We start from the raw sequence: 20,827 nt of genomic DNA, 5'->3' as shown, positions 1-20,827 counted from the left end.
CGATGAAGAGAGCTAACCCTTGCATGGTTTATGAGCCCGGCGCGCTGCCCTCAGCCTTATCCCTTAAGGGGATTTGCGCAGCGGCCACCGGAGGCTGCGCGCTGAGCGGTTGCGGCGTGCGGCGGCGCTGGATACGCCCAGCCGGTTGATCTTCGAGCAGCAGCAGCGAAATGCGCCGGTTACGCGGATCTGCCGGATTGTCCGCCACCAGGGGTTCGCGGTCGGCCACCCCTTCGATCCGGGCAAAGCGTTCAGCGGCAAGGCCATTGCGAATAAGCGATTGGCGCGTCGCTTCTGCACGGCCCGCCGATAGCGACCAATTGTTGGCTACAATGCCGGGCCGCCAGGGCAGCGAATCTGTGTGACCGCGCAGGATCAGCGGCACATTCTGCGCCTCAAGCACGCCGCCGATCACTTCGATGAGCCCGCGCGCTTCTTGAGTCAAAACAGTGGTGCCAAGCGAGAACATCGAGAAATCCGCATCATCCACCAGATCAATGCGGATGCCATCGGGGGCGCGCATCACGCGCACCTGTTTGACCAGATGCGATATATCTTCGCGCTTTTTCAACTGGTTCGCGATCTCTTCCTGCAGATCCTTAACTCGCTGCGCATCGCTTTCGCCGCGCCCGCCGCCTTCAACCGGGCCGCCTTTGGCACTGCGCGGGACAGTGATCGATTTGGTCCCTGTCTGGCCGGCTGCATTGGGATAATTGTCGACATCGGTCAGCGATGAACCGCCCAGCAACCCATCTGACCCCGCGCTTTGCTGGCGGGTTTTGACCAGTGTCGGTGTGAAATAATCGGCAATGCCCTTGCGCTGGTTTTCCTCAGTCGCGCCCAGCAGCCATAACAGCAGAAAGAACGCCATCATCGCGGTGACAAAATCGGCATAGGCGACTTTCCACGCGCCGCCGTGATGGCCAGCGTCCTCGATTGTGATCTTCTTGACGATAATCGGCGCGAGCGGAGTTGGCGCTGTATCTGCATCGGACATTGCGGCAGCTCCCTCTATCTGCCGCGCATCATATCGAGCAGCTCGGTGAGCTTGGGCCGATGCGCTGGCGGCAGGCCTGCGCGCGCCGCTTCGAGCACCATAGGCTGAGGATAGCCATGCAGGCTCGCCACGATCACCTGTTTGATCGACTGGAAAATCTGCGCATCATGCGCGTTCACCTGTTTCAGCCGGTTGGCCATTGGCCCTGCAAAACCATAAGCCAGCAGCACGCCCAAAAACGTGCCGACCAATGCGCCGCCGATCATTTTTCCCAAAATGGCAGGCGGCTGATCGATTGCACCCATGGTTTTGATAATGCCAAGCACAGCCGCCACAATCCCGAGCGCAGGAAAGGCATCCGCCATCGACTGGATCGCATGTTCCGGCTCGTGCATTTCGTGCAGCTGGCTTTTGATTGACTGATCGATAATCTCTTCGACCGCATGCGTTTCCAGCGTGCCGCTGGACACCACCATCAATGTGAGCGGATCGCAGATCAATCCGCACACGACCGGGTCTTTTTGAAGATTGGGATATTCGCTGAAAATGGTGGAATTTTCAGGCTCGGTTACGTGGCTTTCCAGCGCCACGGCCCCTTCGGACCTCAATAATTTCATCAGCTTGCTAGTCAGCGATATCACATCAATGTGATCCTGATCGGAATATTTGGGCCCTTTGAAGACTCGGCCAAACCCGCCGCCGAGCAATTTCACCTCGTGCATGGAATTGCCGATCAGGATCGCGCCTGTGGCCGCGCCGCCAATCATCATGAATTCCAGCGGGAGCGCTGCGAGGATCGGCCCCATAGAGCCGCCCGCAAGCGTAAACCCACCAAAAACCATGGCGATAAGGACAACGATACCGATCGCGGCAAACACTGGGTTACACTCCTGGGTTTCGGGATAAAGCGGCCCGTTGGCCGCCGCCCGGTTAGATCACGTCAAACAAAGTAAGCGAGCTGACGCGGGCAAAACTGGCCTGGCTCGCTTCCAATGCGGTGAGAGTTTGCTGAAGCCGGGCGACCGCTTCTGTTAGGTCCGTATCGCCCACCTGACTGCGCCGTTCAGCGACCGCAATATCGCGCGAAGCCTGATTGTCCTGCACCACTTCGACCCATGCAAGGCGAGTGCCCAACACGGCCTGATTGCGCGATACAGAATCAATCGCGGCATCCAGCCCGCTGATCTGCGCGACAGCCGCCGCGCCGGCCCCCGGACCGCCTGTGCGAAAGGCATCGACCAGATTGGCAAACACGGCAAAGGCATCGGTGGCGGTGCCATCCACATCAAATTCAAACACCTGACGGCCTGTCACACCGCGCTCAATATCGGTGGCAGGGGCAACCGAAACCGAGCCCACTTGGTCATTGCCGTTATAGCTGACGACGCCTGCCGCATCGCGGATAAAGGCGGGGCCAGCAACGGTTCCGGCAAACAACGCCTCGCCCGTAACGCTCACGCCATTGGCACGGGTGAACAATTCCTCGCCCAATTGCTCCAGTTCTTCGGCAATGGCAGCGCGGGCGGCATCATCCAAAGTGTCATTGCCGCCGCGCACAGCCAGTTCGCGCGCGCGGATCAGGATGTCGCCCACCGCGCCCACCTGATTGGCGGAAAAGTCGAGATCCTGCGCAAGCTTGGCCGCGTTGTCTTCCTGAATATCGGACAGGGTTTCCAACCGGGTCAGCGCGCGAAGCCGCGCCGCAGCGGCAGGATCCTGCGATCCGCGCTCGATCCGCTGGCCCGTGGCGATCTGCGTTTGCAGGCTTTCCAGCGACGTGCGCAGATCGCTCATCTGGGCAAGCGAGCGCGTGTAATAGGCGCCTGTCGATGTGCTGACGGTGGTCATGGTTTGAATGCTCCTGCGAATTATCTCAGGCTCAGCAGCGTGTCGAACACCTCGACCGCGACCTGAATGACGCGCCCGTTGGCTTCAAAGGATTGCTGGAGCCGGATGAGATCGGTTGCTTCGGTGTCGAGATTAACACCGGTTTCTTCGAGCAATTGCGCCTCGGCCGCCTGCGATACAACGGCCAGTCCATCGGCCCGTGTTTGTGCGCCAGCGGTGCGGCTGGACAGGCCGAGCAGCAGAGTGTCTGCCGATATGACAGGGCCGGTATCGCTGCCAATGCTTGCGATCAGTCCGGCGATAGCGCCTGTCTCCCGGCTGCCTGCGGGCGATCCGGTGGGCGCGGTGACAAGCTGCGCCCCTGATGCAAGCGCGACCGCGATATCGCCTGCATTGCTGCCGGAAAACAGCGGCTGCCCTGCAGCGCCATCCACATCCACGCCGCTTGCCTGTGCGGCATTGGCAGCGGTGATGACCTGGCCTGCAATTGCATCAAGATCGCTCTGCAATCCGGCCTGGTCCTGCAAAGCCTGCGCCCGTCCCGCCATCGCGCCGCTGTTAAGCGCAACCGCCGTGCCATTGACGGCAAAACTGGACGTGCCATCTGGCGCAAGACTGGCGGTGAATGTGCTGGCAGTGGCGCCGGACACCAGCGTTTCAGCAGGCGTGCCGGCCAATTGCACATCCGCTGCGCCTTTCGCAGTGAAGGACACGGTTACGCCCAATTCTTCCGCGATCCCGCGCAAAGCGGCATCGCGCCGATCCAGCAAAGCGGCAAGCCCGGCGGACCCTTCGCGCGCGGCGACAATATCGGCGTTGATCTCTGCCAATTCATCCAGATTGGTCTGCACCGATGAAACCTCGGCCGTCAGATCGGATTGCATCACGCTGCGCGCATCGGACAAGGATTGATTGGCAAGCTGAAACGTGTTCGCCATTTGCCGCGCGGTTTCCAGCGTGGTGGTGCGCAGGTTCGCGTTAACAGGGTCGCTTTCCAATCGCACCAAAGCCGCTTCAAAATTGACCAGGCCTGCATAAAGCCCGGATTGTTCGAGCGCGGTTTCGCTGTTTTGCAAACCTGTGAGCAAAGCCTGAGTGCGCGAAAGGTCAGAGGCGGCATTGCGCGCCTGAAACTGCACCAGCTCGCTTGCGCCGCGATTGATCGACCCGATGCGGACCCCGCCCAGCGAGATCAGCGGAATTGAACCCGATGGTTGCCGTCATCACCAATTCGCTTTGGCCCAAAGTGCGCCGGGCGTAATTGGGATTGGACGCATTGGCGATGTTCTGCGCGGTCAGTTCCAGACCCGCGCGCGACGCTTTTGCGCCGTTCGCGCCAATATTGAGAAGTGCCATCGGCATGGGGAGCTCCTATCGCCGCTCTGTTTCATCAGGGCTTGTCGCAGGAAGATATTGCGCAAGCTGTTCCTCTATGCTCCGGGCAAACCCGAAGGAGCCGGAATTGCTGGCGATTTCAGCGAATTGTTCATCGCGCATCTTGGCAAAGGTTTCCATGCCGCCGCCTGCGAACGGGGTGTCATCCTTGGCAAAGCTGGTGGCGCGCGCCGCTTCGAGCAGACGGCGCACCATGATCGCCTCGAACCCCTTGGCCGCTTTGCGCAAGTCCTGCTGTTCGCTCGGCAAGGCCTCTGTTTTTGTGTGCGCGGAAAGGGCGGAGGTGACCTGCATCACAGCACCACCATTTCGGCTTGCAACGCGCCTGCCTGTTTGAGGCTCTCAAGGATCACCACCAGATCAGCCGCGCCCACGCCCAGCAGATTGAGCGCATCGACGATCTCGCTGAGAGATGCTGCGCCCGGCATCAGGGCGACCCGGCTGTCGATCTGCTCGACAGTAATCTCGGATTGCTGTTCCACCGCTGTCACCCCGTTGCCGAACGGCGCAGGCTGAACCACGCGCGGGGCTTCGTCGATGCGGATCACCAGCTTGCCGTGGCTGACAGCAGCGGGCGACAAGCGCACCGCTTCATTGATGACGACTGTGCCGGTGCGGCTGTTCACAATGACTTTGGCCGCCATCGGGGCGGGCCTGACATTCAGCATTTCGATCTCGGCCAGTTTCGCCGCGCGTTCATTATTGCCAAAGGGCAAAGCCAGTTCGATGCTGACCCCATCAGCGATTTGCGCGGTTCCGGGGAAACGCGCATTGATCGCATCGCGCACCCGGCTGGCGGTCAGAAAATCGGCCTCGTGCAGATTGAATTTGAGCGTTCCCTGCCGGTCAAACCCGGTCGCGACCGATCGTTCAACCGTTGCGCCATCGGCGATCCGGCCAACGGTTGCGACATTAACTGTCAACTGCGATCCATCGCGGCCCGATACGCCCAGGCCGCCGACTGCGACATTACCCTGCGCCATCGCATAAATCTGCCCATCTGCGCCCATTAACGGCGCGAGCACCAAAGCCCCGCCGCGCAAAGACCGCGCCTGGCCCAGCGTGGATACGGTAATGTCGATGGTCTGGCCCGGCTTGGAAAAGGCAGGCAGTTCAGCCGTGATGATAACAGCAGCGGCATTGCGCAGATTGGGGCTGACCCCTTGCGGCAATTGCAGACCCAATCGGCCCGACACGCCGCGCATCGCCTCTGTCACATAGGCCAGGTTATCATCGCCTGTCCCCTGAAGCCCGACGACCACGCCGTATCCTGTCAGCTGGTTTGATCTGAGCCCTTCAAACTGGCCCAGATCGCGAATGCGTTCGGCCGATGCAGGCGCGGGGATCAAAGCGCCAATGGCCGCAGCCAAAGTCAGCACGAACATTATTCTGAAATAGGAAGCCATCGCCAAATCCTCTCAGCCGATCAAAACGGCGAAATCATGCCAAAAAAGCGCGACAGCCAGCCGGGCCGCGATGCCTGCTGCACCGCGCCTTTGCCCGAATAGATGATCCGCGCATTGGCGACCTGCGATGAGGCCAGCCGGTTATCCGCATCCACATCGACAAGGCGGATGCGGCCAGCGAACTGGATCCATTCATTGCCCTGGCTCAGCGACATCTGCTTTTCTCCGACGACTTCGGCAGTGCCATTGGGGTAAATGGCGGCGATGGTGACAGCGACAGTGCCATTCAACTGGCTCTGCTGGGCTGCACTTCCTCCACCAGAGAACGACCCTTGCGCCGCAGGATTAAGGGCATTGGGATTGAGAAAGCCCAGCGGGCCGGACGTAGGCGGCGTGATCGAGAACGATCCATCGCGCTGCGTATCGCCGGTGGTGCTTTTGGAAGAGGTGATATTTTCCACCAGCACAATCGTCACCATATCGCCCAGCTTGCGCGCGCGGGTGCCTGTGACCAGCCCGGCATAACCATCCGATGCCTGATAGATTGACCCGCGATTATCGCTGATAGCGGGGTCAGCAGGCGCCGGCACAGTCTGCGCGGTAAGGGGCGATGCAGGCGGCGGCGGCGCGGTAAAACCGGGCGCCATTTTGCCTTCCATGCCAAAACAGCCAGACACCAGCATAGCAGCCGATATGGCAACAGCGGCGCGCGCGGCGCGGCCCATGGAATGCGCGCCCATCACAGCGTCTGGTTCGCATTGCGGAGCATTTCATCCACCGCGCTGACCATCCGCGAATTGATTTCATAAGCGCGCTGCGCCTCGATGATCTCAACCAGCTCTTCAACCACATTGACGTTGGAACCCTCGAGCATTCCCTGGCGCACATTGCCGCGTCCGAACTCGCCTGCCACACCCAATTCAACAGGGCCGCTGGCACCCGTTTCCACCAGAAAGTTATCGCCGATAGAGCGAAGCCCGCGCGGATTGGCGAAATTGGCGATTTGCAGCTGGCCCAATTGGACCGGCTGCGCCTGGCCCGGCTGGACCGCACTGATTGTGCCATCGGGAGAGATCGAGATGCTTTCAGACCCTTGCGGGATCTGCACAGGCGGAGATACCGAAAACCCTTCTGATGTGATCAGCTGGCCTTGCGGTGACAGGGTAAAGTTTCCCGCACGGGTAAACGCGATCTGCCCGCCGGGCGGCAGCTCCACCTGGAAGTATCCCGGACCATCCAGCGCCAGATCAAGGCTGTTGCCCGTCGTGTTGAGCGTTCCCTGGCTTTCAATCCGCGATGTGCCCTGCACCTGCACGCCCGTGCCCAGATTAAGGCCCACAGCATAGGCGGTTTGGTTGGTGGAATTGGCCCCCGCCACGCGCATTTCCTGATAGGTCAGGGTCGAAAAATCAGCCCGGTCACGTTTGAACCCGGTGGTGGAGACATTGGCGAGATTGTTAGCAATCACGCGGATGCGCATATCCTGCGCTTCCAGCCCGGTGCGGGCGACTTGCAATGCGGATGTTGGCATGGAAAATTCCTTGTTGAATAGGCGTTTATGTGAGCGACATCAGCCGCGCGCTGGCTTCATCCAGATCGCCTGCGGTGCTCATCACTTTGAGGCGCTGTTCAAAGCTGCGCTGCGCCTCGATCATGGCGACCAGCGTTTCTGCGGTTTCGACATTGGATTGCTCCAGCGCGCCTGCGGTGACACTTGCGGTGGGGTCGGCTGGCAAGACGCCGCCGCCGGGCACTTTGAGGAAACTGTCGATCCCTTTGGCGACCTGGCTGCCTTCGGGCGATACCAGCTTGATCCGGCCAATCTGCTGGGCCTCGGCGCCCGGCGCTGCCGGATCGCGCGCCAGCACAGTGCCATCGCCGCTGATGGTGATGGGGAAACCTTGCGGCACCGTTATCGCCCCGCCGCCTTCGCCCAGCACGGCAAGCCCTTCGCCATTTTCGATGAGGCCCGATACCGCGATGCGCAGATCGCCCCGGCGCGAATAGACCTCCCCGCCTGATCCATCGGGTGCCTGAAACGCTATCAGCGCGTCGCCCTGCACCGCAATATCCATTGGATTGCCCGTGGGCGTAATCTCGCCCGGAGCCAAATCGGCCCCGCGCACATTGCCGCGAGCAGGCGCGCGCGCTTCCAAAGAGCCATCGCGAAGGACCGATGGCTTCACCGCAAACACTTCCCTGCGAAAGCCGGGCGTGGACGCATTGGCGAGATTGTTGGCCACCATACGCTGGCGGTTCATCGCGGCATCTGCGCCTGATAATGCGGTGTAGATCATACGGTCCATCGCTCAAGCCTTCCTATCGCTGAAGGTTCAGGACGGTTTGTGAAATGGCTGTGGCTGTATCCAATGCCCGCGCATTCGCCTGAAAATTCCGCTGGGCGCCCAGCAGCGAGACAAGCTCACCTGCCAGATCGACATTGGAGCGTTCGAGCGCGCCGGAGAACAAATCGCCGTAATTGCCGCTGGCCGGTTCACCAAAGACAGCGCCGCCGGATTCGCCGGTCGCTTCGTATTGGGTAAGCCCGATCGGACGCAGGCCTGTGGTCGCCGCAAAGCTGGCAAGCGCTACCTGCATCACCGGCTCGGCTGATCCATCGGCATAGACCGCAGTCAGCACGCCATCATTTTCAATCGACACGCTGGCGAGTTCAGACCCTGCGCCATTGGTTGTGGGGATGGCGATGGTGGCAGGCGTGGTCGATGTGGCGGTGCCTGTCGCATCGACCGGAAAGGCCTGGACCAGATTGCTGTTGCTATCGAGCAATTGCCCGCTTGCATCAATCCGTAGATTGCCATTGCGCGAATAGGTTTCCGCGCCATTGTTCGGGCTGACACTGGCGAAAAAGCCATCGCCATTGATCGCCAGATCCAGCCCGCGTCCGGTCTGCTCAATCGCGCCGAGCGAGAAATCCTGCGTGATCGCCTGAACGGTTGCGCCAATGCCGGGTGTGCGGCGCGGATCGGTGTTCGATCCAGACGCGATCAGATCGGCAAAGGCTGCGTTGCTTTTCTTAAAGCTGACGGTTTCTGCGTTGGCGATATTGTTCGCGATAACGCGCAGATCGGTTTCGGCATTGCGCATACCGGATAGCGAAGTTGCAAAGGACATGAGTTCAGTCTCCTGTTGGGAATGAGATGTGTTTTTAGGAAAGGACAGAAATGCTGGGCGCTGCCGGCGTGATGCTGCCGGAACCTGACCCGCCTGCAGCATTCGTGGCAGCCTCGGTGGCGGCCTGTGCGGCTTCGGCGGCGGCATTTTGCGCTTCGATCAGGGCATCCAGCTTGGCCGAGATATCGCCCAAGGTCGCGCCCGATTGTTCCGTTTGGGCAAGCGATGTGAACTGCGCCATCTGCGCCAATAGCTGCTCATTATTCGCAGGCTCCAACGGATCCTGAAACTGCAATTGCGTGGTCATCAAAGTGAGAAAATCGCCGCTATCCAGCGATCCCAATCCGCCCGAATTGGGCAGAACGGATGGCGTGTTCAGCCGGTCAAGCGTGGCCTCCAGCGTGGCATTTTGCGTGCCTGATACAGGGGTCGCAGTCATGTTCAATTGCTCCTTAGGGTTTCCAGCATCAGCTGTTTGGCGGTTTGCAGCGCCTGGACCAGGTTCTGGTACTGGCGCGCGCTTTCCATGATCTCGACCATCTCGGCGGTCTCATCGACGGGGGCCTCGAAGATATTGCCATCTGCATCGGCGAGCGGGTGGAAGGGATCATATCTCTTGGTTGGTGCCGCTTCTGACCGGACCAGCGTGTCTGCGGTCACGCTCGACAGGCCCGATGCGCGGTCAAGCTCGCTTTCAAACACCGCGCGAACAGGGCGGTACGCTTCGGCCTCGGTCGTGGTGACCGATCCGGCATTGGCGAGGTTGGAGGCGGCTGTGTTCATCCGCACCAATTGTGCGGACATGGCGCGTTCGGTCATGCCGAACAGGGTCATCCGGTTGCCATCAGGCCCAATCTGATTGCCTTCAGGCATGGCCTATTCCCCTTTCAAAGCGCGCGTCATCACTGCCGCTTTGCCTTTTACAAAAGCGAGCGTTGCGCTGTAGGCGACCGCGTTTTCAGCAAAGGCGATCTGTTCGCGCGACAGCTCTACCGTATTGCCATCCATGGATGGCATGGTGGGCACTTTGTAGACCATGTGTGCATCCGCGCTGGCCGTGCGATCACCCGACAAGCGCGCATCCAGCGCTTTGGTAAAGTCGATATCGCGCGCCTTGTATCCGGGCGTCGCCGCATTCGCGATGTTGGAGGCAAGCACTCCCATGCGCTGCGATCTCAATGTCAATGCATCAGCATGAATGCCAAAGATGTTCTGGTTCATTTGCGGCGGCCTTTTTCGACTATCACACAGCGGGTTTCTCCTTGTGCGATTCAATGTGTTCGGATGAGTTTGCAGAAAGCGTGCCAAACCTGGCCTTCAACGGGCGCATAGCGGTGCAGCGCGCCAACGCGGCGCCCGCGTAGAGCGCCAAAGCGGCAATGCGCTGCCGCCTTTGGCAAAAAGCTGCCCTTCCTATGCCTTGCAGGGATGCGGGCAGCAGGTGCGCGGCCTTAAATTTCCCCGCCTCGTGCCGTTCTCAACTTGAGGCACGAACCGCAATCAAAGGACGCATAAATGGGGTATGATTGGCCGGGGATGATTGATCCCGGCGCGCTTGTCATTGTGCTTGCTGGCACCGCTTTGGCGACTTTAGCGCGCTGCGGGTGGAGCGATCTGACGCTTGCGCTGCGCGCGCTTACCCGCATTGGCACGCCCGATTTTGCGGCCGATGAAAACCGCATGGCTCTTGCCCCCGCCATCGCCGAGATAAAGCGGCGCGGCCCGATGTGCACCGATATTCCCCTGCCGCCGGATCGCTCGCTTGCCAAAGTGCTGATCGCCTTCGCCCGCGCGGGCTCGCTTGACGCGCTGCACGATACGCGCCAATCTGAAAAAGCGCGCCGCACCCGCGTATCCGACCGCGCGGTGCGCACATTTGAATATGCCGGCGAACTTGCGCCCGTTTTTGGCCTGGTGGGCACTTTGTTTGCGATCAGCCAGCTTGGGCCCCTGGGCGGCGAAGGCCCGGTGGAAAGCGCCATGGCCGCGATTGGCACCGCCGTACTCTCGACGCTGTATGGTATGCTGCTGGCGCATCTCATCTGCCTGCCAATTGCCCGCGCGATTGACCGCAAAGCCACGCGCGAAGAGGAGCAGCGCGATGAACTACTCGAATGGCTCAGCATCAGCCTGGCAGGCGGCGCGCGCATGGCGGCGAAAACACCCGCGGGTGCGCCCTTTCTGGATCGCCCCACTGGCCGAGACGCTGCATGAACCACCGCCTTACCGCAAGCTGGCAGCTGATCCTGGCCGACCTTGCGCTCATTCTGTTTCTGGTGACGCTGGCCGCGCTTGCAGGGACAAGCGAGCGCAGCGCTGCAACCGAAAATGCCTTGCCCGGCTTGTCATCCACCGATCAGGCGGTGACAGCGCCGGTGCATGCGCTTTACCGCCCTTCACCCAATGTGGACGCATTCGGCGTTTGGCTGGCCGATCAACCCAATGATCCGCGCGCGCAGGTGACGATATATGCAAATTTTGCTGAGGGTTCGCAGGCGCAGATATGGCAGCGCGCGCGGGCCATGGCGGATGATGCGCGGCGCGCTGGCCTCAGCCCCAAAGTGGTGATCGCACCGGGTTCGCGCGATGATATCTATGCCAGCATCGCTTTTGACACGCCCCCGCAATTGCAGCAGCGATAAGGCGGCCCCACCGCTTATAAGGCGATCCGCTTAAACAGAGATGACGCGATTGCGCCCGGCTTCTTTCGCTTCATACAAGGCCGCATCCGCTCTCGCGAGCGCGGCGCGGGTGTCCGTGCCTTTTTCCACCTGAGCAATACCGCCGGAAAAAGTAACCTTACCAAACGGACGCCCGGTTTCGCGGTTCATCATCAGCTTGGCCGCCTGCGCGCGCCGGATCCGGTCGAGTTTGAGATGCGCAGCCTCTTTGTCGAGACCGTAAAACAGGAGCACAAATTCCTCGCCGCCATGGCGCGCGACAAAGCATTGATCATCGGCATTGTCGCTTAGGATATCGGCAATCGCGCACAGCACTCTGTCGCCTGCATCATGGCCATGGCGATCATTGATCAGCTTGAAATTATCGACATCGCAAAACCCAACGCATAGCGGCTCATCGCGCGATTGCGCGCGTTCGGTTGCGGTGACCAGCCGGCGTTCGAATGCGCGGCGATTGGGCAGATGCGTCAGATGGTCGATATCCGCTTCCATCCGCGCTTTCGCCAGATTTTCGCGCAATTGATCGGTTTCGCTGCGGCTTTTCGCCATCGCCGCCTCGACCTGTTCGATGCGTTCGATCACAGACCGCGACAGATCCACCACTCGCGATATTTCGCGCGGACCTTCTTCCGCTGTCTCACCTGCTGTGATGGAGCGGATTTCCGCATCAATCGACGCGCGGTAATCGCCGGTATCATTCTGCGCCGATTTGGCCGTCTGCGCGAACCGGATCAAAGTGTATTCAAGCTGGTCCATCAGCTTTTCAAGCTCGCCAATGCGGCTGGTGACTTCGGGGTCTTGCCGGATAACCTCATCCAGCCATCGCTGATCGATCGGTTCACCTGAAATTTCGCGCGTGGCAAAGGTCTCTGCCAGATCGGCATTGGAACCCGACAGCGCGCCGCAGATCGCGGCGAGATTCATCGAGTTGATTTCGAGATCATGCCGGAGAGAAAATTGGCTGATCCGCTCTAACAAATCGCGGCGCGCCTCGCGCACACGAGGGGCCGTCCCAGAAATGCGTGCCGCTGTATCAGCGCCAGCACGGTTGCCCGGTGACGGGCGGAACTCTTTATCCCTCTCATCGAGGTTTGAGTATGAAGGCATTGCAAAAACCCTGCGTCTGAACTGGGACAAAATCCCATAAACATCCGACACTTAAAGTACTACTTTAAGCGCGGTAACGGATTCCACCTAGTTGCGGCCCACATTGTTCGAATCGCGCAGCTTGGCACGAGGCTTGCTGCTGTCCCACTGTTTAATCGAAAATGCTTTGGCTGAAAACCATGCATTAACAATAGGGATAAAGCGGTGGAATTGTTAGTTAACTTTGGTTTCAAAAAATGTTTCATGGTGCCTGTTGCAGCAACGCTATGCCTGGCATCGCAGCCCGTTTGTGCCGCGCCGCCAGATCGCACCGATCCGCGCGCCATTGATGCCGCTGTCGCGCAGTTTACCGGCGCACAAATCGGTGAGATTGGGGGCGCGCGTTTGCCTGCCGATCACCGCTTGCAACTGGCCGCATGTCCCACCCCTTTGCAGACCGCATGGCACGGCACCAATCGCAGCACTGTGCGGGTCGAATGCGCTGGCCCTAAAGGCTGGCGCATCTTTATCGCGACCCGCCCGCTGCCCAAACCCGCCAAAGCGGCTCAGACTGTCAAACGCGGCGATCCGATTACCGTGGTGATCAAGGGCCGCGGATTTTCCGTCCAGCAAACCGGCGAAGCTTTGGAAGCGGGCACAATCGGCGACTGGATCACGATCCGCACCGCGCGCCAGGCCGATCCGGTACGCGCACGTATTGAACGGCCCGGTATCGCGACCATTCCGGCAAGCTGACCGGCTAGAACTTTCTGCCCCTTAAACAATCCGCACCTTTGCCGTTCTGTGTTTGAGACGACCAATTGGAGACCCGAAATGCCTTCTTTCGAACTGAGCAAATTGCAAGCGGCCACTCCCGCGCGTGCGCTGTCCGAAAGCGATCGGACACAGCTTAATGCCACTGCGCAAACCGCCTCAAAGACCGCCTCGCAAAGCGCAGGTGAGCCGGGTGTGGCGCTGGAAATTGGCGCGGGCATTGATACTGCAAAGCCACCCTTTGACAGCGACCGTGTTGAGCAGATCCGCGAGGCATTGCGCGATGGCAGCTATCCATTGGTGCCTGCAAAAATCGCCGATGCGATAATTGCCGCACGCATCAGCCCCACCATTGCAAACTGAGCCTGAACCCATGAGCTTTTCCGCGTCTCAAGATAACGCTGCCCTTACGGCAAATTTGCGGCAAATGGTTGCCGTACTGGAACGCGAGCGGCAGGCGCTTGCCGGGCTGGATGCCGATGATCTGTTTGAGGCCGCGCATGCGAAAGAGGCATTGTGCGATGCGCTTCAACCATTCTCAGCCGCCCCGCTTCACACAGAGGCGCGTGAACTGGCAGAGACTGCGCGGCAGCTCAACGATGTCAATCGCCGGGTGCGCAATCTGCTGGCAGCGAATGTGTCTGCGCGGATCGAAGCTTTGGGCGGAACCCCGCGCAGCGCTTACACCGCGCAAACGGCGTTGGGATAAGCGCGCCCTCTCCCCGCGCCCCCAACGCCCCGCAACACGCTGGCATACCGGCACGCTGGCACGCCCTGCGTAATACACCTTAACCATAACTGGCACGCCAATTGCTTTGCTGCGGGGAAACCCACGCACGCCAAGCAATAGGGCCTTGCCATTTATGACACAGCCATCGCCGTTTTATCTGCCGTCTTTGCCGCAGATCCGGTTGGACACAGACCCGCGCGCCAACCCGCAGGCCAACCCGCAAGCGCGCCGTGTCACGGCTCAGCCGGTGCTGGCAGGCCCAGCCGCGTCCGCAGGCCCCGCACCGTCAGTCAAAAGCGCCATCGCCGATGCCGCCCGGCGCACCAGTGTTGATTTCGACTTTCTCATCGCGCAGGCCCAGGTGGAATCCTCAATGGACCCCCATGCCCGCGCCCGCACGTCCAGCGCGACAGGGCTTTACCAATTTATCGAAAGCACCTGGCTGGAAACCATGCAGCGCCACGGGGGCCGTTTTGGCCTTGGCGATGTCGCCAGCCAGATCAGCAGCGATGCGCGCGGACGGGCGCAGGTCGCAGACCCCGCGGAGCGCAGCGCGATCCTCGCCATGCGGTCCGATCCGCAAACCGCTGCGTTCATGGCGGCGGGCCTGGCGGAGGACAATCGCGCGCATCTGACCCCGATCCTTGGCCGCCAGCCTGATCACGGCGAATTGTATCTGGCGCATTTTCTGGGCGCGGGCGGCGCGGGGCGGTTTCTGTCGGCCATGGCTGACAATCCCGATCAAAACGCGGCGAGCCTGTTTGCCCGGCCAGCCGCTGCAAATCGCGCGATCTTTTATGAACGCGGCGGACACCCGCGCAGTCTGGCAGGCGTGATGAATGTCCTCGATAGCAAGATGGAGCGCGCTGTAATTCAGGCTGAGGAGGCGCAGGCCGCAGGGATAATCCCGGGCACCGCGATCACCGCACAGACCCCGTACCCCATAGCAAGCGGCGCAGCATCTGCACCTGTCAATGCCGCGGCAATCACAATGCGCGGCCGCCGCTCGCTGTCCGCGTCTCTATCAGCGCCCCCTGTTCCATCACGGCCCCCGGCTGGCTCTGCCTCTCGCTTGCCCATTTCGAATGTCCTGCGCGATACATTTGGCGCAGGCGCAGGCGGAGGCACAGACACAGGCGGCGGCGGGTCTGATCAAAGCGCGGTCAAAATTGAGCGCGCCTATAAACAATTCCGGGCGTTCGGCCTGTGAGCGGTAATGTGAGCGGTAATGTGAGCGGCCCTGGGAGCGCACACGCCGCCCTGCCCCAAAGCCCGCTGATGGAGCGCCTGCGCGCAGCCCCTGCGGCCATGGCGCTGCCGGTTGGCATCTTTGCGCTGTTCGTGCTGATGGTGCTGCCGATCCCGCCGCTCTTGCTCGACATGTTTTTCGTGCTCAACATCGCTATTGCTGTCGCGGTGTTGATGGTGGCGCTGAATGCGCGCACCCCGCTTGATTTCTCCTCCTTCCCCAGTGTTTTGCTGTTCGCAACCCTGCTGCGGCTCGCGCTTAATGTCGCCTCCACCCGGATCGTGCTGGTGAACGGCCACGAAGGCGGCGCGGCAGCGGGCGATGTGATCGAGGCGTTTGGCCAGTTTCTTGTAGCTGGAAATTTTGCTGTCGGGCTGTTCGTTTTCACCATCCTGCTCATCATCAATATGATCGTCATCACCAAAGGCGCAGGGCGCGTGTCCGAAGTGTCTGCAAGGTTCGTGCTCGATGCTTTGCCCGGCAAACAGATGGCGATTGACGCCGATATCGCCGCTGGCCTGATCACCGCCGAAGAAGCCCGCGAGCGCCGCCGCGAAACCACGGTGGAGGCGGATTTTTATGGATCGATGGATGGCGCATCGAAATTCGTCAAAGGCGATGCGATTGCCGCCTTGCTGATCCTGGCTGTCAATGTGATCGCGGGGCTTGCGCTTGGCATGATTAGCCACGGCCTATCGCCAGCCGAAGCGGGCGAATTGTACATCACGCTGGCGGTTGGCGATGCTTTGGTGGCGCAGGTGCCCGCCTTGCTGCTTTCGATTGCGGCTGCGGCGATTGTCACCCGGGTATCGGATACGCGCGATCTGACTGGGCAGATTGGCGGACAGTTTTCCGATCCGCGCGGCTGGTTGCCGGTGGCCGTCATTCTGCTCGCCATTGGCGTTGTGCCTGCGATGCCGCAAACCGTATTCCTGCCCGCTGCCGCGATTGCGGGCGGGATCTGGTGGGCGCTCAAATCGCGCACGGGTCAGCCGGAACCCGAACCCACCACCGCCGAAGAAACCTCCACAGACCGCATCGACATCGCCGATGTCAGCGATGCGACCATGGTTACAATAGAGCTTGGCTATGGCCTTGTGCATCTGGTGGACGAGGCCAAAGGCGCGCCATTACTCACCCGGATCACTGGCATTCGCAAGCAATTGTCGCGCGAAATGGGCTTTGTCCTGCCGCAATTCCGTATTCGCGATTCGCTTGATTTTGGCCCCAATGATTATGCTGTCGTGCTGGGCGGGGTCACCATTGCCAGCGGCGCTGCGAAACCTGCCAAATTGCTCGCCATTGATACAGGCGATGTGCGCCCCGGCCCCTATGCGCAGCTGGGTGTGGTGGGCGAAGAAACCCGCGATCCCAGCTTTGATTGCCCCGCTGTTTGGATTGATCCCGGCACGCGCGATCACGCCATTGCTGAGGGGTTTCTAACCGTCGATCCCAGCACTGTGATCGCGACGCATGCCAATCAGGCTTTGATGGGGATGTGCGACCAATTGCTTGGCCCCGAAGAAGTGCGCGCGCTGCTTGATGATCTGAAAGAACGCGCGCCTGCCCTCGTCGAAGCGGTCCATCCCGAACCCCTTTCTCTGGCCGCTGTCACGCGCATTTTCCGCGCGCTGATCGCTGATGGGATTGGCCTTTCGCATCCCCAGCCCGTGTTCACTTCGCTCGCCATTGCGCTGCAATCGACGCAGGATTTCAATGCGCTGATTGATGCGGTGCGCGTGGATCTGGGCGCGCGGCTGGTGGGGCGGATTTGCACCCCGTCTGAAAAACTGAAAGTCATCACCCTGGATGCAGGGCTGGAAGCTACCGTGCTGGGCGGAATGCCTGATCCTGCCACGGGCCAACCCATGATCGAACCTGATCTGGCAGGCCTTATCGCGTCAAGCGCTTCTGACTATGCGACAGAGGCTGGCGCGCCGATTGCGCTGATCGTTCAGCCGCCCGCGCGCCGCGCCATCGCCCAACTTTTGCAGACCCGCGCACCGAGCTGCATGGTTCTGTCAATCAATGAATTGCCCGCGACCCAGCCTGTCGAAGTGATCGGCCTGATCGGCAGCACTCCTGATTCCGAAAACGCAGGCGTTTCCGAAAATGCAGGTGGGGCACCCACCAATCCGGCGATCGCGGCATGAAGCACGATCCCAAAAGCTTTGCTCAGGCGTCGCCCTATGCATCCACCTCGCGCGCCGAAGTCGAAGCGCGCGTGCGCCAGTTTCTGCCGCTGGTCCGGCGTGCGGCCTGGCATATCTATGGCTCTGGCCGCGAAGGGCTTGAGATTGAAGATCTGATCCAGGCGGGCATTCTTGCGCTGACCGAATGCGCGCAGAAACACACCGGCGCTGTCGAAGATGGCTTTGCCGCCTATGCCAAATTGCGCGTGCGCGGAGCGATGCTGGACCAGATCCGCAAGCTGATGAACGACACTCGCACCGCGCGCAAAAAACGCGCTGCGTTTGAACGGACAGCGGCGATTTTGCGCGGGCAATTGGGCCGCGATGCCACCCGCCATGAAGTCGCCAAGGCCATGCAAATTTCGGATGCGGAATTGCTCGAGATTGAAAATTCCAACGTCTCTGTCTCGTCAATCTCGGACGAATATGATGAAACCAGTTCTGCCTTTGCCGCGCAGGAGCCTGACCCGTTCGACATTCTGTCAGGCGAAGAGGATCGCGACCGTCTGATCGCAGCCATGACCAAACTGCCCGACCGCGCCAAACTGGTGCTACAATTGTTCTTTGTCGAAGAGCTGAACCTGACAGAAATCGCCGCCGTGCTGGAAGTGAGCGTACCGCGCGTGCACCAATTGCGCGCCAAAGCGCTGAAGGATCTACGGGCGCTGCTGGAGGGGGTTAGCCGTACATCCCCCGCTTCGGCCCCAAATACCCAAACAGATACGCACCCACTTTGCGCATTTGAATTTCTTCGCTGCCTTCGGTGATCCGGTAACGGCGGTGATGGCGATATATGTGTTCGAACGGCGTGTGGCGTGAATAGCCGATACCGCCATGGACCTGCATCGCGCGGTCGGCGGCTTCGCAGCACAGGCGGTTTGCCCAGTAATTGCACATGGAGACTTTGTCGCTGATCGTGCGCTCAATCTCCTCATGCGGCATATTGTCCATCTCCCAAGCGGTTTTGAAGATGAGGAGGCGCAGCATTTCTGCCTGTGTGGCGAGTTCCACCAGCGGAAACTGGATCGCCTGGTTCTTGGACAGCGCTTCGCCAAAGGGTTTGCGCATTCGCGCGTATTTGACGCTTTCATCGATGCAGAACAGCGCCGCCCCGCAGCTGGAGGCGGCCTGACGAATGCGGTTTTGGTGGACGAAACTTTGCGCCAGCGCGAGGCCGCGCCCTTCTACGCCGAGCACAGCTTCATCGGGCACCCACACGTCTTTGACAGACAGGCGCGGGTGATCGGTGGGCATGTTGAACGTCCACATCCATTCCTCAATCTCGATGCCGGGATCAGGATTGGGAACGAGGAAACAGGTGATGCCGCTCGCCTGCCCCGCCTCGCCTGCGGTGCGCGCAAACATTGCGCAGTGGGTGGCGGTGTGCATGCCGGTGATCCACATCTTCTCGCCATTGATCAGCCAGCCATCCTCGCCATCGCGGGCCTGCCGGACGGCGGTGGTTTCCATATGGGTCGCGTCCGAACCGTGATCGGGTTCAGTAAGGCCAAAGGCGACGCGGCGGGTGCGTTCGAACCCGCCGGTGATGAATTCGTGTTTCTGCGCCTCGGTGCCCCATTGATCGAACATCGCGACGAAGGGGAAATTGCCGACGATGGAGTGTTCGTTTTGCAGATCATTGTGGAGGCCCAGACCTTTCCTCGCAAAATGCTCGCGGATCACCGCCATCCAAAGGTTTGAGCCATCCTTGCCGCCATAGCGCCCCGGTGCAGAGAACCGCCAATGGCCGGCCTTGTCAGCGCGCGCGGTGGCTTCGCGCAGCAGCGCCTCCCATTCCTCACGCGGGAGGCCGCCCTTGTCCCAATCGGTGCGCGCATGTTCGCGGCGGTGATCAAAGAAGCGGATGTTGTCGTCCGCCTGCTCAAGCGGCTTGATCTCGGCCTCGATAAAGGCGTCGAGTTCTTGCAAGTAGGCCTGAAGGTCGGCGGGAATTGCGAAGTCCATTTAGTCTTCCTCGTCAGAATTAAGTGGATCCGGATCCAGCCAGAGCTCTTTAGCGACCGCCAAAGCTGGGTAAGTGGGTACGTCCGCCGCGAGCTTTTCGAGCGCATTCTGACGAAGATCACCCAGCACTCCCGAGGTCGACAAAGTGGTTTCTCCGGCAAGCAGAGCTTTCGACAACTCCCAATCGAGCGGATTAGTCCAGTAGACTTCTTGTCGCCTTATCATCTTGAGCGCATTTCGAGCCACTGCATGCTGAAAACGATCGTGCCCTCGCATCTGAGGCTTTATCGTCTCGAGCCATTCGAGCACCGCCTGAGCCAGTTCCCCATTCATGGCCTCACCCGGATTGTCCGGGAGCTCTTCTAGAACGCAAAATGGCTCCCGCTCTTCCTCCGGCGCATCCTCCTCCAACAGCATTAGCAAGTCCAATTCCTGCTCGCTTGTCCGCCGCGAGATCACCACGCGCTCCAGCATTCGATCCTCACCGCTGCGCCAAATCGCTGCCATTTTGAGGCAGCCGAGTGCCCACCAAACGGTGCGGTGGATCAGCCAGTAGCGGAAGCGTTTGCGGTCAACTTTGCGCCCGCCATTTGTCTCATAGGCTTCGAAATAGGCTTCCAGATTGGACAGCCCCAAAGCAGGCCTGTCATATCGGTGGAAGCGCCAAACGGCCATGCAGCCGAACGCCAGATCCTCGTGGTAATCGCCAAAATGCGCCAGCTCCCAATCGAGCACGCCGGTGAGCCAGCCATCTTCTACCAGCAGATTGCCCATCCGGTAATCGCCGTGGATCAGCACAGGATCATCGGCCTGCGGCGGGCAATTGTCTTCCAGCCATTTGATCCCCAGCGCGATGATCGGGCGGTCGCCGCCTGCTTCGTCAAATTGCTTGCGAAAATCGGCGATGGCATCGCGCGTGTTCAATTCGGGCACTGAACCGGGCACATCACCCGGTTTGATCGAGTGAATGCTGGCAAGGTTGGCCGCGCATTCGGCGATCAGCCGGTCTGGCTCATCTGTTTCAAGGATCTGTTTGGGATTGGGCGTGCCGGGCAGCGCCTCCATCACAAAGCCCGAGCCGATCCCGTCACCCGGCTCCAATTCTGCCACTACAACGGGCGCCGAAACCCCTGCAGCCTTTGCGGCGCGAATGACCGCAGCCTCGGTATCGTGGCCGAACGGACGATCTTTCATGAAATCCGCCGACGGCGCGCGGCGCAGCACAAACGCGCTGCCGCCGCTTTCAAACCGCCAGCTTTCCATTGTCGCGCCGCCGGTCAAGCGCGCAAGGCCGGTGGGGGCAGACAGGCCAGCACGCGCGCATACACGTGCCAGCCCTTCTAACAGGTCATCGGCGGCGGCATCCCCCACC

At 60.5% G+C, this 20,827-nt stretch carries 25 protein-coding genes; 8 read left to right on the top strand and 17 right to left on the bottom strand.

Annotated elements, in window-relative coordinates; translation table 11 throughout:
* Nucleotides 1-28: 28 nt before the first annotated feature.
* From AC0V6L_RS07185 to flgB, 14 genes are read right to left on the bottom strand one after another with little or no spacing between them, the layout of a single operon-like run.
* Entirely contained in the window at nucleotides 29-997 is a 969-nt protein-coding gene (locus AC0V6L_RS07185) for a flagellar motor protein MotB (protein WP_486153624.1), read from the bottom strand.
* 14 nt (nucleotides 998-1,011) lie between these two features.
* Nucleotides 1,012-1,875: a flagellar motor stator protein MotA gene (motA, locus tag AC0V6L_RS07180; RefSeq protein ID WP_486153623.1), complete on the bottom strand. Its 864-nt coding sequence runs from the start codon at nucleotides 1,873-1,875 to the stop codon at nucleotides 1,012-1,014.
* Between the two features lie 52 nt (nucleotides 1,876-1,927).
* On the bottom strand, nucleotides 1,928-2,845 hold the full coding sequence (locus tag AC0V6L_RS07175; protein ID WP_486153622.1) for a flagellin N-terminal helical domain-containing protein: 918 nt from the start codon (nucleotides 2,843-2,845) through the stop codon (nucleotides 1,928-1,930).
* A 20-nt stretch (nucleotides 2,846-2,865) separates the two neighbouring features.
* Complete coding sequence (locus tag AC0V6L_RS07170; protein ID WP_486153621.1) at nucleotides 2,866-3,984, bottom strand: FlgK family flagellar hook-associated protein; 1,119 nt, start codon at nucleotides 3,982-3,984, stop codon at nucleotides 2,866-2,868.
* A complete protein-coding gene (locus AC0V6L_RS07165) occupies nucleotides 3,953-4,207 on the bottom strand; it encodes a hypothetical protein (protein ID WP_486153620.1) in 255 nt (84 codons plus the stop codon). Before AC0V6L_RS07165 ends, AC0V6L_RS07170 begins: the two co-directional genes overlap by 32 nt.
* Nucleotides 4,208-4,216: 9 nt before the next feature.
* Nucleotides 4,217-4,534 (bottom strand): rod-binding protein, encoded by a 318-nt coding sequence (locus AC0V6L_RS07160; protein WP_486153619.1) that lies wholly within the window; start codon nucleotides 4,532-4,534, stop codon nucleotides 4,217-4,219.
* Complete coding sequence (locus AC0V6L_RS07155; protein ID WP_486153618.1) at nucleotides 4,534-5,646, bottom strand: flagellar basal body P-ring protein FlgI; 1,113 nt, start codon at nucleotides 5,644-5,646, stop codon at nucleotides 4,534-4,536. Before AC0V6L_RS07155 ends, AC0V6L_RS07160 begins: the two co-directional genes overlap by 1 nt.
* A 20-nt stretch (nucleotides 5,647-5,666) precedes the next feature.
* Complete coding sequence (locus tag AC0V6L_RS07150; protein WP_486153617.1) at nucleotides 5,667-6,386, bottom strand: flagellar basal body L-ring protein FlgH; 720 nt, start codon at nucleotides 6,384-6,386, stop codon at nucleotides 5,667-5,669.
* A complete protein-coding gene (gene flgG, locus AC0V6L_RS07145) occupies nucleotides 6,386-7,177 on the bottom strand; it encodes a flagellar basal-body rod protein FlgG (protein WP_486149607.1) in 792 nt (263 codons plus the stop codon). Before flgG ends, AC0V6L_RS07150 begins: the two co-directional genes overlap by 1 nt.
* A gap of 25 nt (nucleotides 7,178-7,202) precedes the next feature.
* A complete protein-coding gene (locus tag AC0V6L_RS07140) occupies nucleotides 7,203-7,952 on the bottom strand; it encodes a flagellar basal body rod protein FlgF (protein ID WP_486153616.1) in 750 nt (249 codons plus the stop codon).
* Nucleotides 7,953-7,965: 13 nt separating this feature from the next.
* On the bottom strand, nucleotides 7,966-8,778 hold the full coding sequence (locus tag AC0V6L_RS07135) for a flagellar hook-basal body complex protein (protein WP_486153615.1): 813 nt from the start codon (nucleotides 8,776-8,778) through the stop codon (nucleotides 7,966-7,968).
* A 34-nt stretch (nucleotides 8,779-8,812) separates the two neighbouring features.
* Nucleotides 8,813-9,217, bottom strand: a complete 405-nt coding sequence (locus AC0V6L_RS07130) for a flagellar hook assembly protein FlgD (protein ID WP_486153614.1) — start codon at nucleotides 9,215-9,217, stop codon at nucleotides 8,813-8,815.
* A 2-nt stretch (nucleotides 9,218-9,219) separates the two neighbouring features.
* The gene (gene flgC, locus AC0V6L_RS07125) at nucleotides 9,220-9,651 is read right to left on the bottom strand and encodes a flagellar basal body rod protein FlgC (protein ID WP_486153613.1); all 432 of its coding nucleotides are present in this window, start codon (nucleotides 9,649-9,651) and stop codon (nucleotides 9,220-9,222) included.
* A 3-nt stretch (nucleotides 9,652-9,654) separates the two neighbouring features.
* Nucleotides 9,655-9,999 carry a flagellar basal body rod protein FlgB gene (flgB, locus tag AC0V6L_RS07120; RefSeq protein WP_486149597.1) on the bottom strand — a complete coding sequence of 115 codons (345 nt, stop codon included), beginning with the start codon at nucleotides 9,997-9,999 and terminating at the stop codon, nucleotides 9,655-9,657.
* A 294-nt stretch (nucleotides 10,000-10,293) separates the two neighbouring features.
* Between flgB and AC0V6L_RS07115 the strand changes: the two genes are divergently transcribed.
* The gene (locus AC0V6L_RS07115; RefSeq protein ID WP_486153612.1) at nucleotides 10,294-10,992 is read left to right on the top strand and encodes a MotA/TolQ/ExbB proton channel family protein; all 699 of its coding nucleotides are present in this window, start codon (nucleotides 10,294-10,296) and stop codon (nucleotides 10,990-10,992) included.
* Nucleotides 10,989-11,420, top strand: a complete 432-nt coding sequence (locus tag AC0V6L_RS07110) for a hypothetical protein (protein WP_486153611.1) — start codon at nucleotides 10,989-10,991, stop codon at nucleotides 11,418-11,420. Before AC0V6L_RS07115 ends, AC0V6L_RS07110 begins: the two co-directional genes overlap by 4 nt.
* A gap of 30 nt (nucleotides 11,421-11,450) precedes the next feature.
* On the opposite strand, the gene AC0V6L_RS07105 is transcribed toward AC0V6L_RS07110, so the two are convergent.
* Nucleotides 11,451-12,566 carry a GGDEF domain-containing protein gene (locus tag AC0V6L_RS07105; RefSeq protein ID WP_486153610.1) on the bottom strand — a complete coding sequence of 372 codons (1,116 nt, stop codon included), beginning with the start codon at nucleotides 12,564-12,566 and terminating at the stop codon, nucleotides 11,451-11,453.
* A gap of 204 nt (nucleotides 12,567-12,770) precedes the next feature.
* Here AC0V6L_RS07105 and AC0V6L_RS07100 point away from each other — a divergent pair, with 204 nt between their 5' ends.
* From AC0V6L_RS07100 to AC0V6L_RS07075, 6 genes are all read left to right on the top strand, one after another.
* Complete coding sequence (locus AC0V6L_RS07100; RefSeq protein WP_486153609.1) at nucleotides 12,771-13,301, top strand: flagella basal body P-ring formation protein FlgA; 531 nt, start codon at nucleotides 12,771-12,773, stop codon at nucleotides 13,299-13,301.
* A gap of 78 nt (nucleotides 13,302-13,379) precedes the next feature.
* On the top strand, nucleotides 13,380-13,682 hold the full coding sequence (locus AC0V6L_RS07095) for a flagellar biosynthesis anti-sigma factor FlgM (protein ID WP_486153608.1): 303 nt from the start codon (nucleotides 13,380-13,382) through the stop codon (nucleotides 13,680-13,682).
* A 10-nt stretch (nucleotides 13,683-13,692) separates the two neighbouring features.
* Nucleotides 13,693-14,028: a flagellar protein FlgN gene (locus AC0V6L_RS07090; protein WP_486153607.1), complete on the top strand. Its 336-nt coding sequence runs from the start codon at nucleotides 13,693-13,695 to the stop codon at nucleotides 14,026-14,028.
* A 154-nt stretch (nucleotides 14,029-14,182) separates the two neighbouring features.
* Nucleotides 14,183-15,259 (top strand): transglycosylase SLT domain-containing protein, encoded by a 1,077-nt coding sequence (locus AC0V6L_RS07085; RefSeq protein WP_486153606.1) that lies wholly within the window; start codon nucleotides 14,183-14,185, stop codon nucleotides 15,257-15,259.
* A gap of 68 nt (nucleotides 15,260-15,327) precedes the next feature.
* A complete protein-coding gene (locus AC0V6L_RS07080) occupies nucleotides 15,328-17,451 on the top strand; it encodes a flagellar biosynthesis protein FlhA (protein ID WP_486155070.1) in 2,124 nt (707 codons plus the stop codon).
* Nucleotides 17,448-18,257: a sigma-70 family RNA polymerase sigma factor gene (locus AC0V6L_RS07075; protein ID WP_486153605.1), complete on the top strand. Its 810-nt coding sequence runs from the start codon at nucleotides 17,448-17,450 to the stop codon at nucleotides 18,255-18,257. Before AC0V6L_RS07080 ends, AC0V6L_RS07075 begins: the two co-directional genes overlap by 4 nt.
* Here AC0V6L_RS07075 and AC0V6L_RS07070 read toward each other — a convergent pair.
* Both AC0V6L_RS07070 and AC0V6L_RS07065 read right to left on the bottom strand, forming a co-directional pair.
* Nucleotides 18,169-19,455, bottom strand: coding sequence for an acyl-CoA dehydrogenase family protein (locus AC0V6L_RS07070; RefSeq protein ID WP_486153604.1), 1,287 nt, complete (start codon nucleotides 19,453-19,455; stop codon nucleotides 18,169-18,171). The genes AC0V6L_RS07075 and AC0V6L_RS07070 overlap by 89 nt on opposite strands.
* Nucleotides 19,456-20,826 (bottom strand): phosphotransferase, encoded by a 1,371-nt coding sequence (locus AC0V6L_RS07065; RefSeq protein WP_486153603.1) that lies wholly within the window; start codon nucleotides 20,824-20,826, stop codon nucleotides 19,456-19,458. It lies immediately after the preceding gene.
* Between the last annotated feature and the right edge of the window lies 1 nt (nucleotide 20,827).

Source organism: Erythrobacter sp. JB1-15, assembly GCF_057365035.1.
Note: the sequence above shows the minus strand (reverse complement) of the source record. Positions and strands in the feature narration are given on the sequence as shown.

Coding starts and splice junctions, on each gene's coding strand:
- AC0V6L_RS07185 (WP_486153624.1), bottom strand. CDS start 997: ATGTCCGATGCAGATACAGCGCCAACTCCGCTCGCGCCGATTATCGTC.
- AC0V6L_RS07175 (WP_486153622.1), bottom strand. CDS start 2,845: ATGACCACCGTCAGCACATCGACAGGCGCCTATTACACGCGCTCGCTT.
- AC0V6L_RS07165 (WP_486153620.1), bottom strand. CDS start 4,207: ATGCCGATGGCACTTCTCAATATTGGCGCGAACGGCGCAAAAGCGTCG.
- AC0V6L_RS07160 (WP_486153619.1), bottom strand. CDS start 4,534: ATGCAGGTCACCTCCGCCCTTTCCGCGCACACAAAAACAGAGGCCTTG.
- AC0V6L_RS07155 (WP_486153618.1), bottom strand. CDS start 5,646: ATGGCTTCCTATTTCAGAATAATGTTCGTGCTGACTTTGGCTGCGGCC.
- AC0V6L_RS07150 (WP_486153617.1), bottom strand. CDS start 6,386: ATGGGCGCGCATTCCATGGGCCGCGCCGCGCGCGCCGCTGTTGCCATA.
- flgG (WP_486149607.1), bottom strand. CDS start 7,177: ATGCCAACATCCGCATTGCAAGTCGCCCGCACCGGGCTGGAAGCGCAG.
- AC0V6L_RS07140 (WP_486153616.1), bottom strand. CDS start 7,952: ATGGACCGTATGATCTACACCGCATTATCAGGCGCAGATGCCGCGATG.
- AC0V6L_RS07135 (WP_486153615.1), bottom strand. CDS start 8,778: ATGTCCTTTGCAACTTCGCTATCCGGTATGCGCAATGCCGAAACCGAT.
- AC0V6L_RS07130 (WP_486153614.1), bottom strand. CDS start 9,217: ATGACTGCGACCCCTGTATCAGGCACGCAAAATGCCACGCTGGAGGCC.
- flgC (WP_486153613.1), bottom strand. CDS start 9,651: ATGCCTGAAGGCAATCAGATTGGGCCTGATGGCAACCGGATGACCCTG.
- flgB (WP_486149597.1), bottom strand. CDS start 9,999: ATGAACCAGAACATCTTTGGCATTCATGCTGATGCATTGACATTGAGA.
- AC0V6L_RS07115 (WP_486153612.1), top strand. CDS start 10,294: ATGGGGTATGATTGGCCGGGGATGATTGATCCCGGCGCGCTTGTCATT.
- AC0V6L_RS07110 (WP_486153611.1), top strand. CDS start 10,989: ATGAACCACCGCCTTACCGCAAGCTGGCAGCTGATCCTGGCCGACCTT.
- AC0V6L_RS07105 (WP_486153610.1), bottom strand. CDS start 12,566: ATGCCTTCATACTCAAACCTCGATGAGAGGGATAAAGAGTTCCGCCCG.
- AC0V6L_RS07095 (WP_486153608.1), top strand. CDS start 13,380: ATGCCTTCTTTCGAACTGAGCAAATTGCAAGCGGCCACTCCCGCGCGT.
- AC0V6L_RS07090 (WP_486153607.1), top strand. CDS start 13,693: ATGAGCTTTTCCGCGTCTCAAGATAACGCTGCCCTTACGGCAAATTTG.
- AC0V6L_RS07085 (WP_486153606.1), top strand. CDS start 14,183: ATGACACAGCCATCGCCGTTTTATCTGCCGTCTTTGCCGCAGATCCGG.
- AC0V6L_RS07080 (WP_486155070.1), top strand. CDS start 15,328: ATGGAGCGCCTGCGCGCAGCCCCTGCGGCCATGGCGCTGCCGGTTGGC.
- AC0V6L_RS07075 (WP_486153605.1), top strand. CDS start 17,448: ATGAAGCACGATCCCAAAAGCTTTGCTCAGGCGTCGCCCTATGCATCC.
- AC0V6L_RS07070 (WP_486153604.1), bottom strand. CDS start 19,455: ATGGACTTCGCAATTCCCGCCGACCTTCAGGCCTACTTGCAAGAACTC.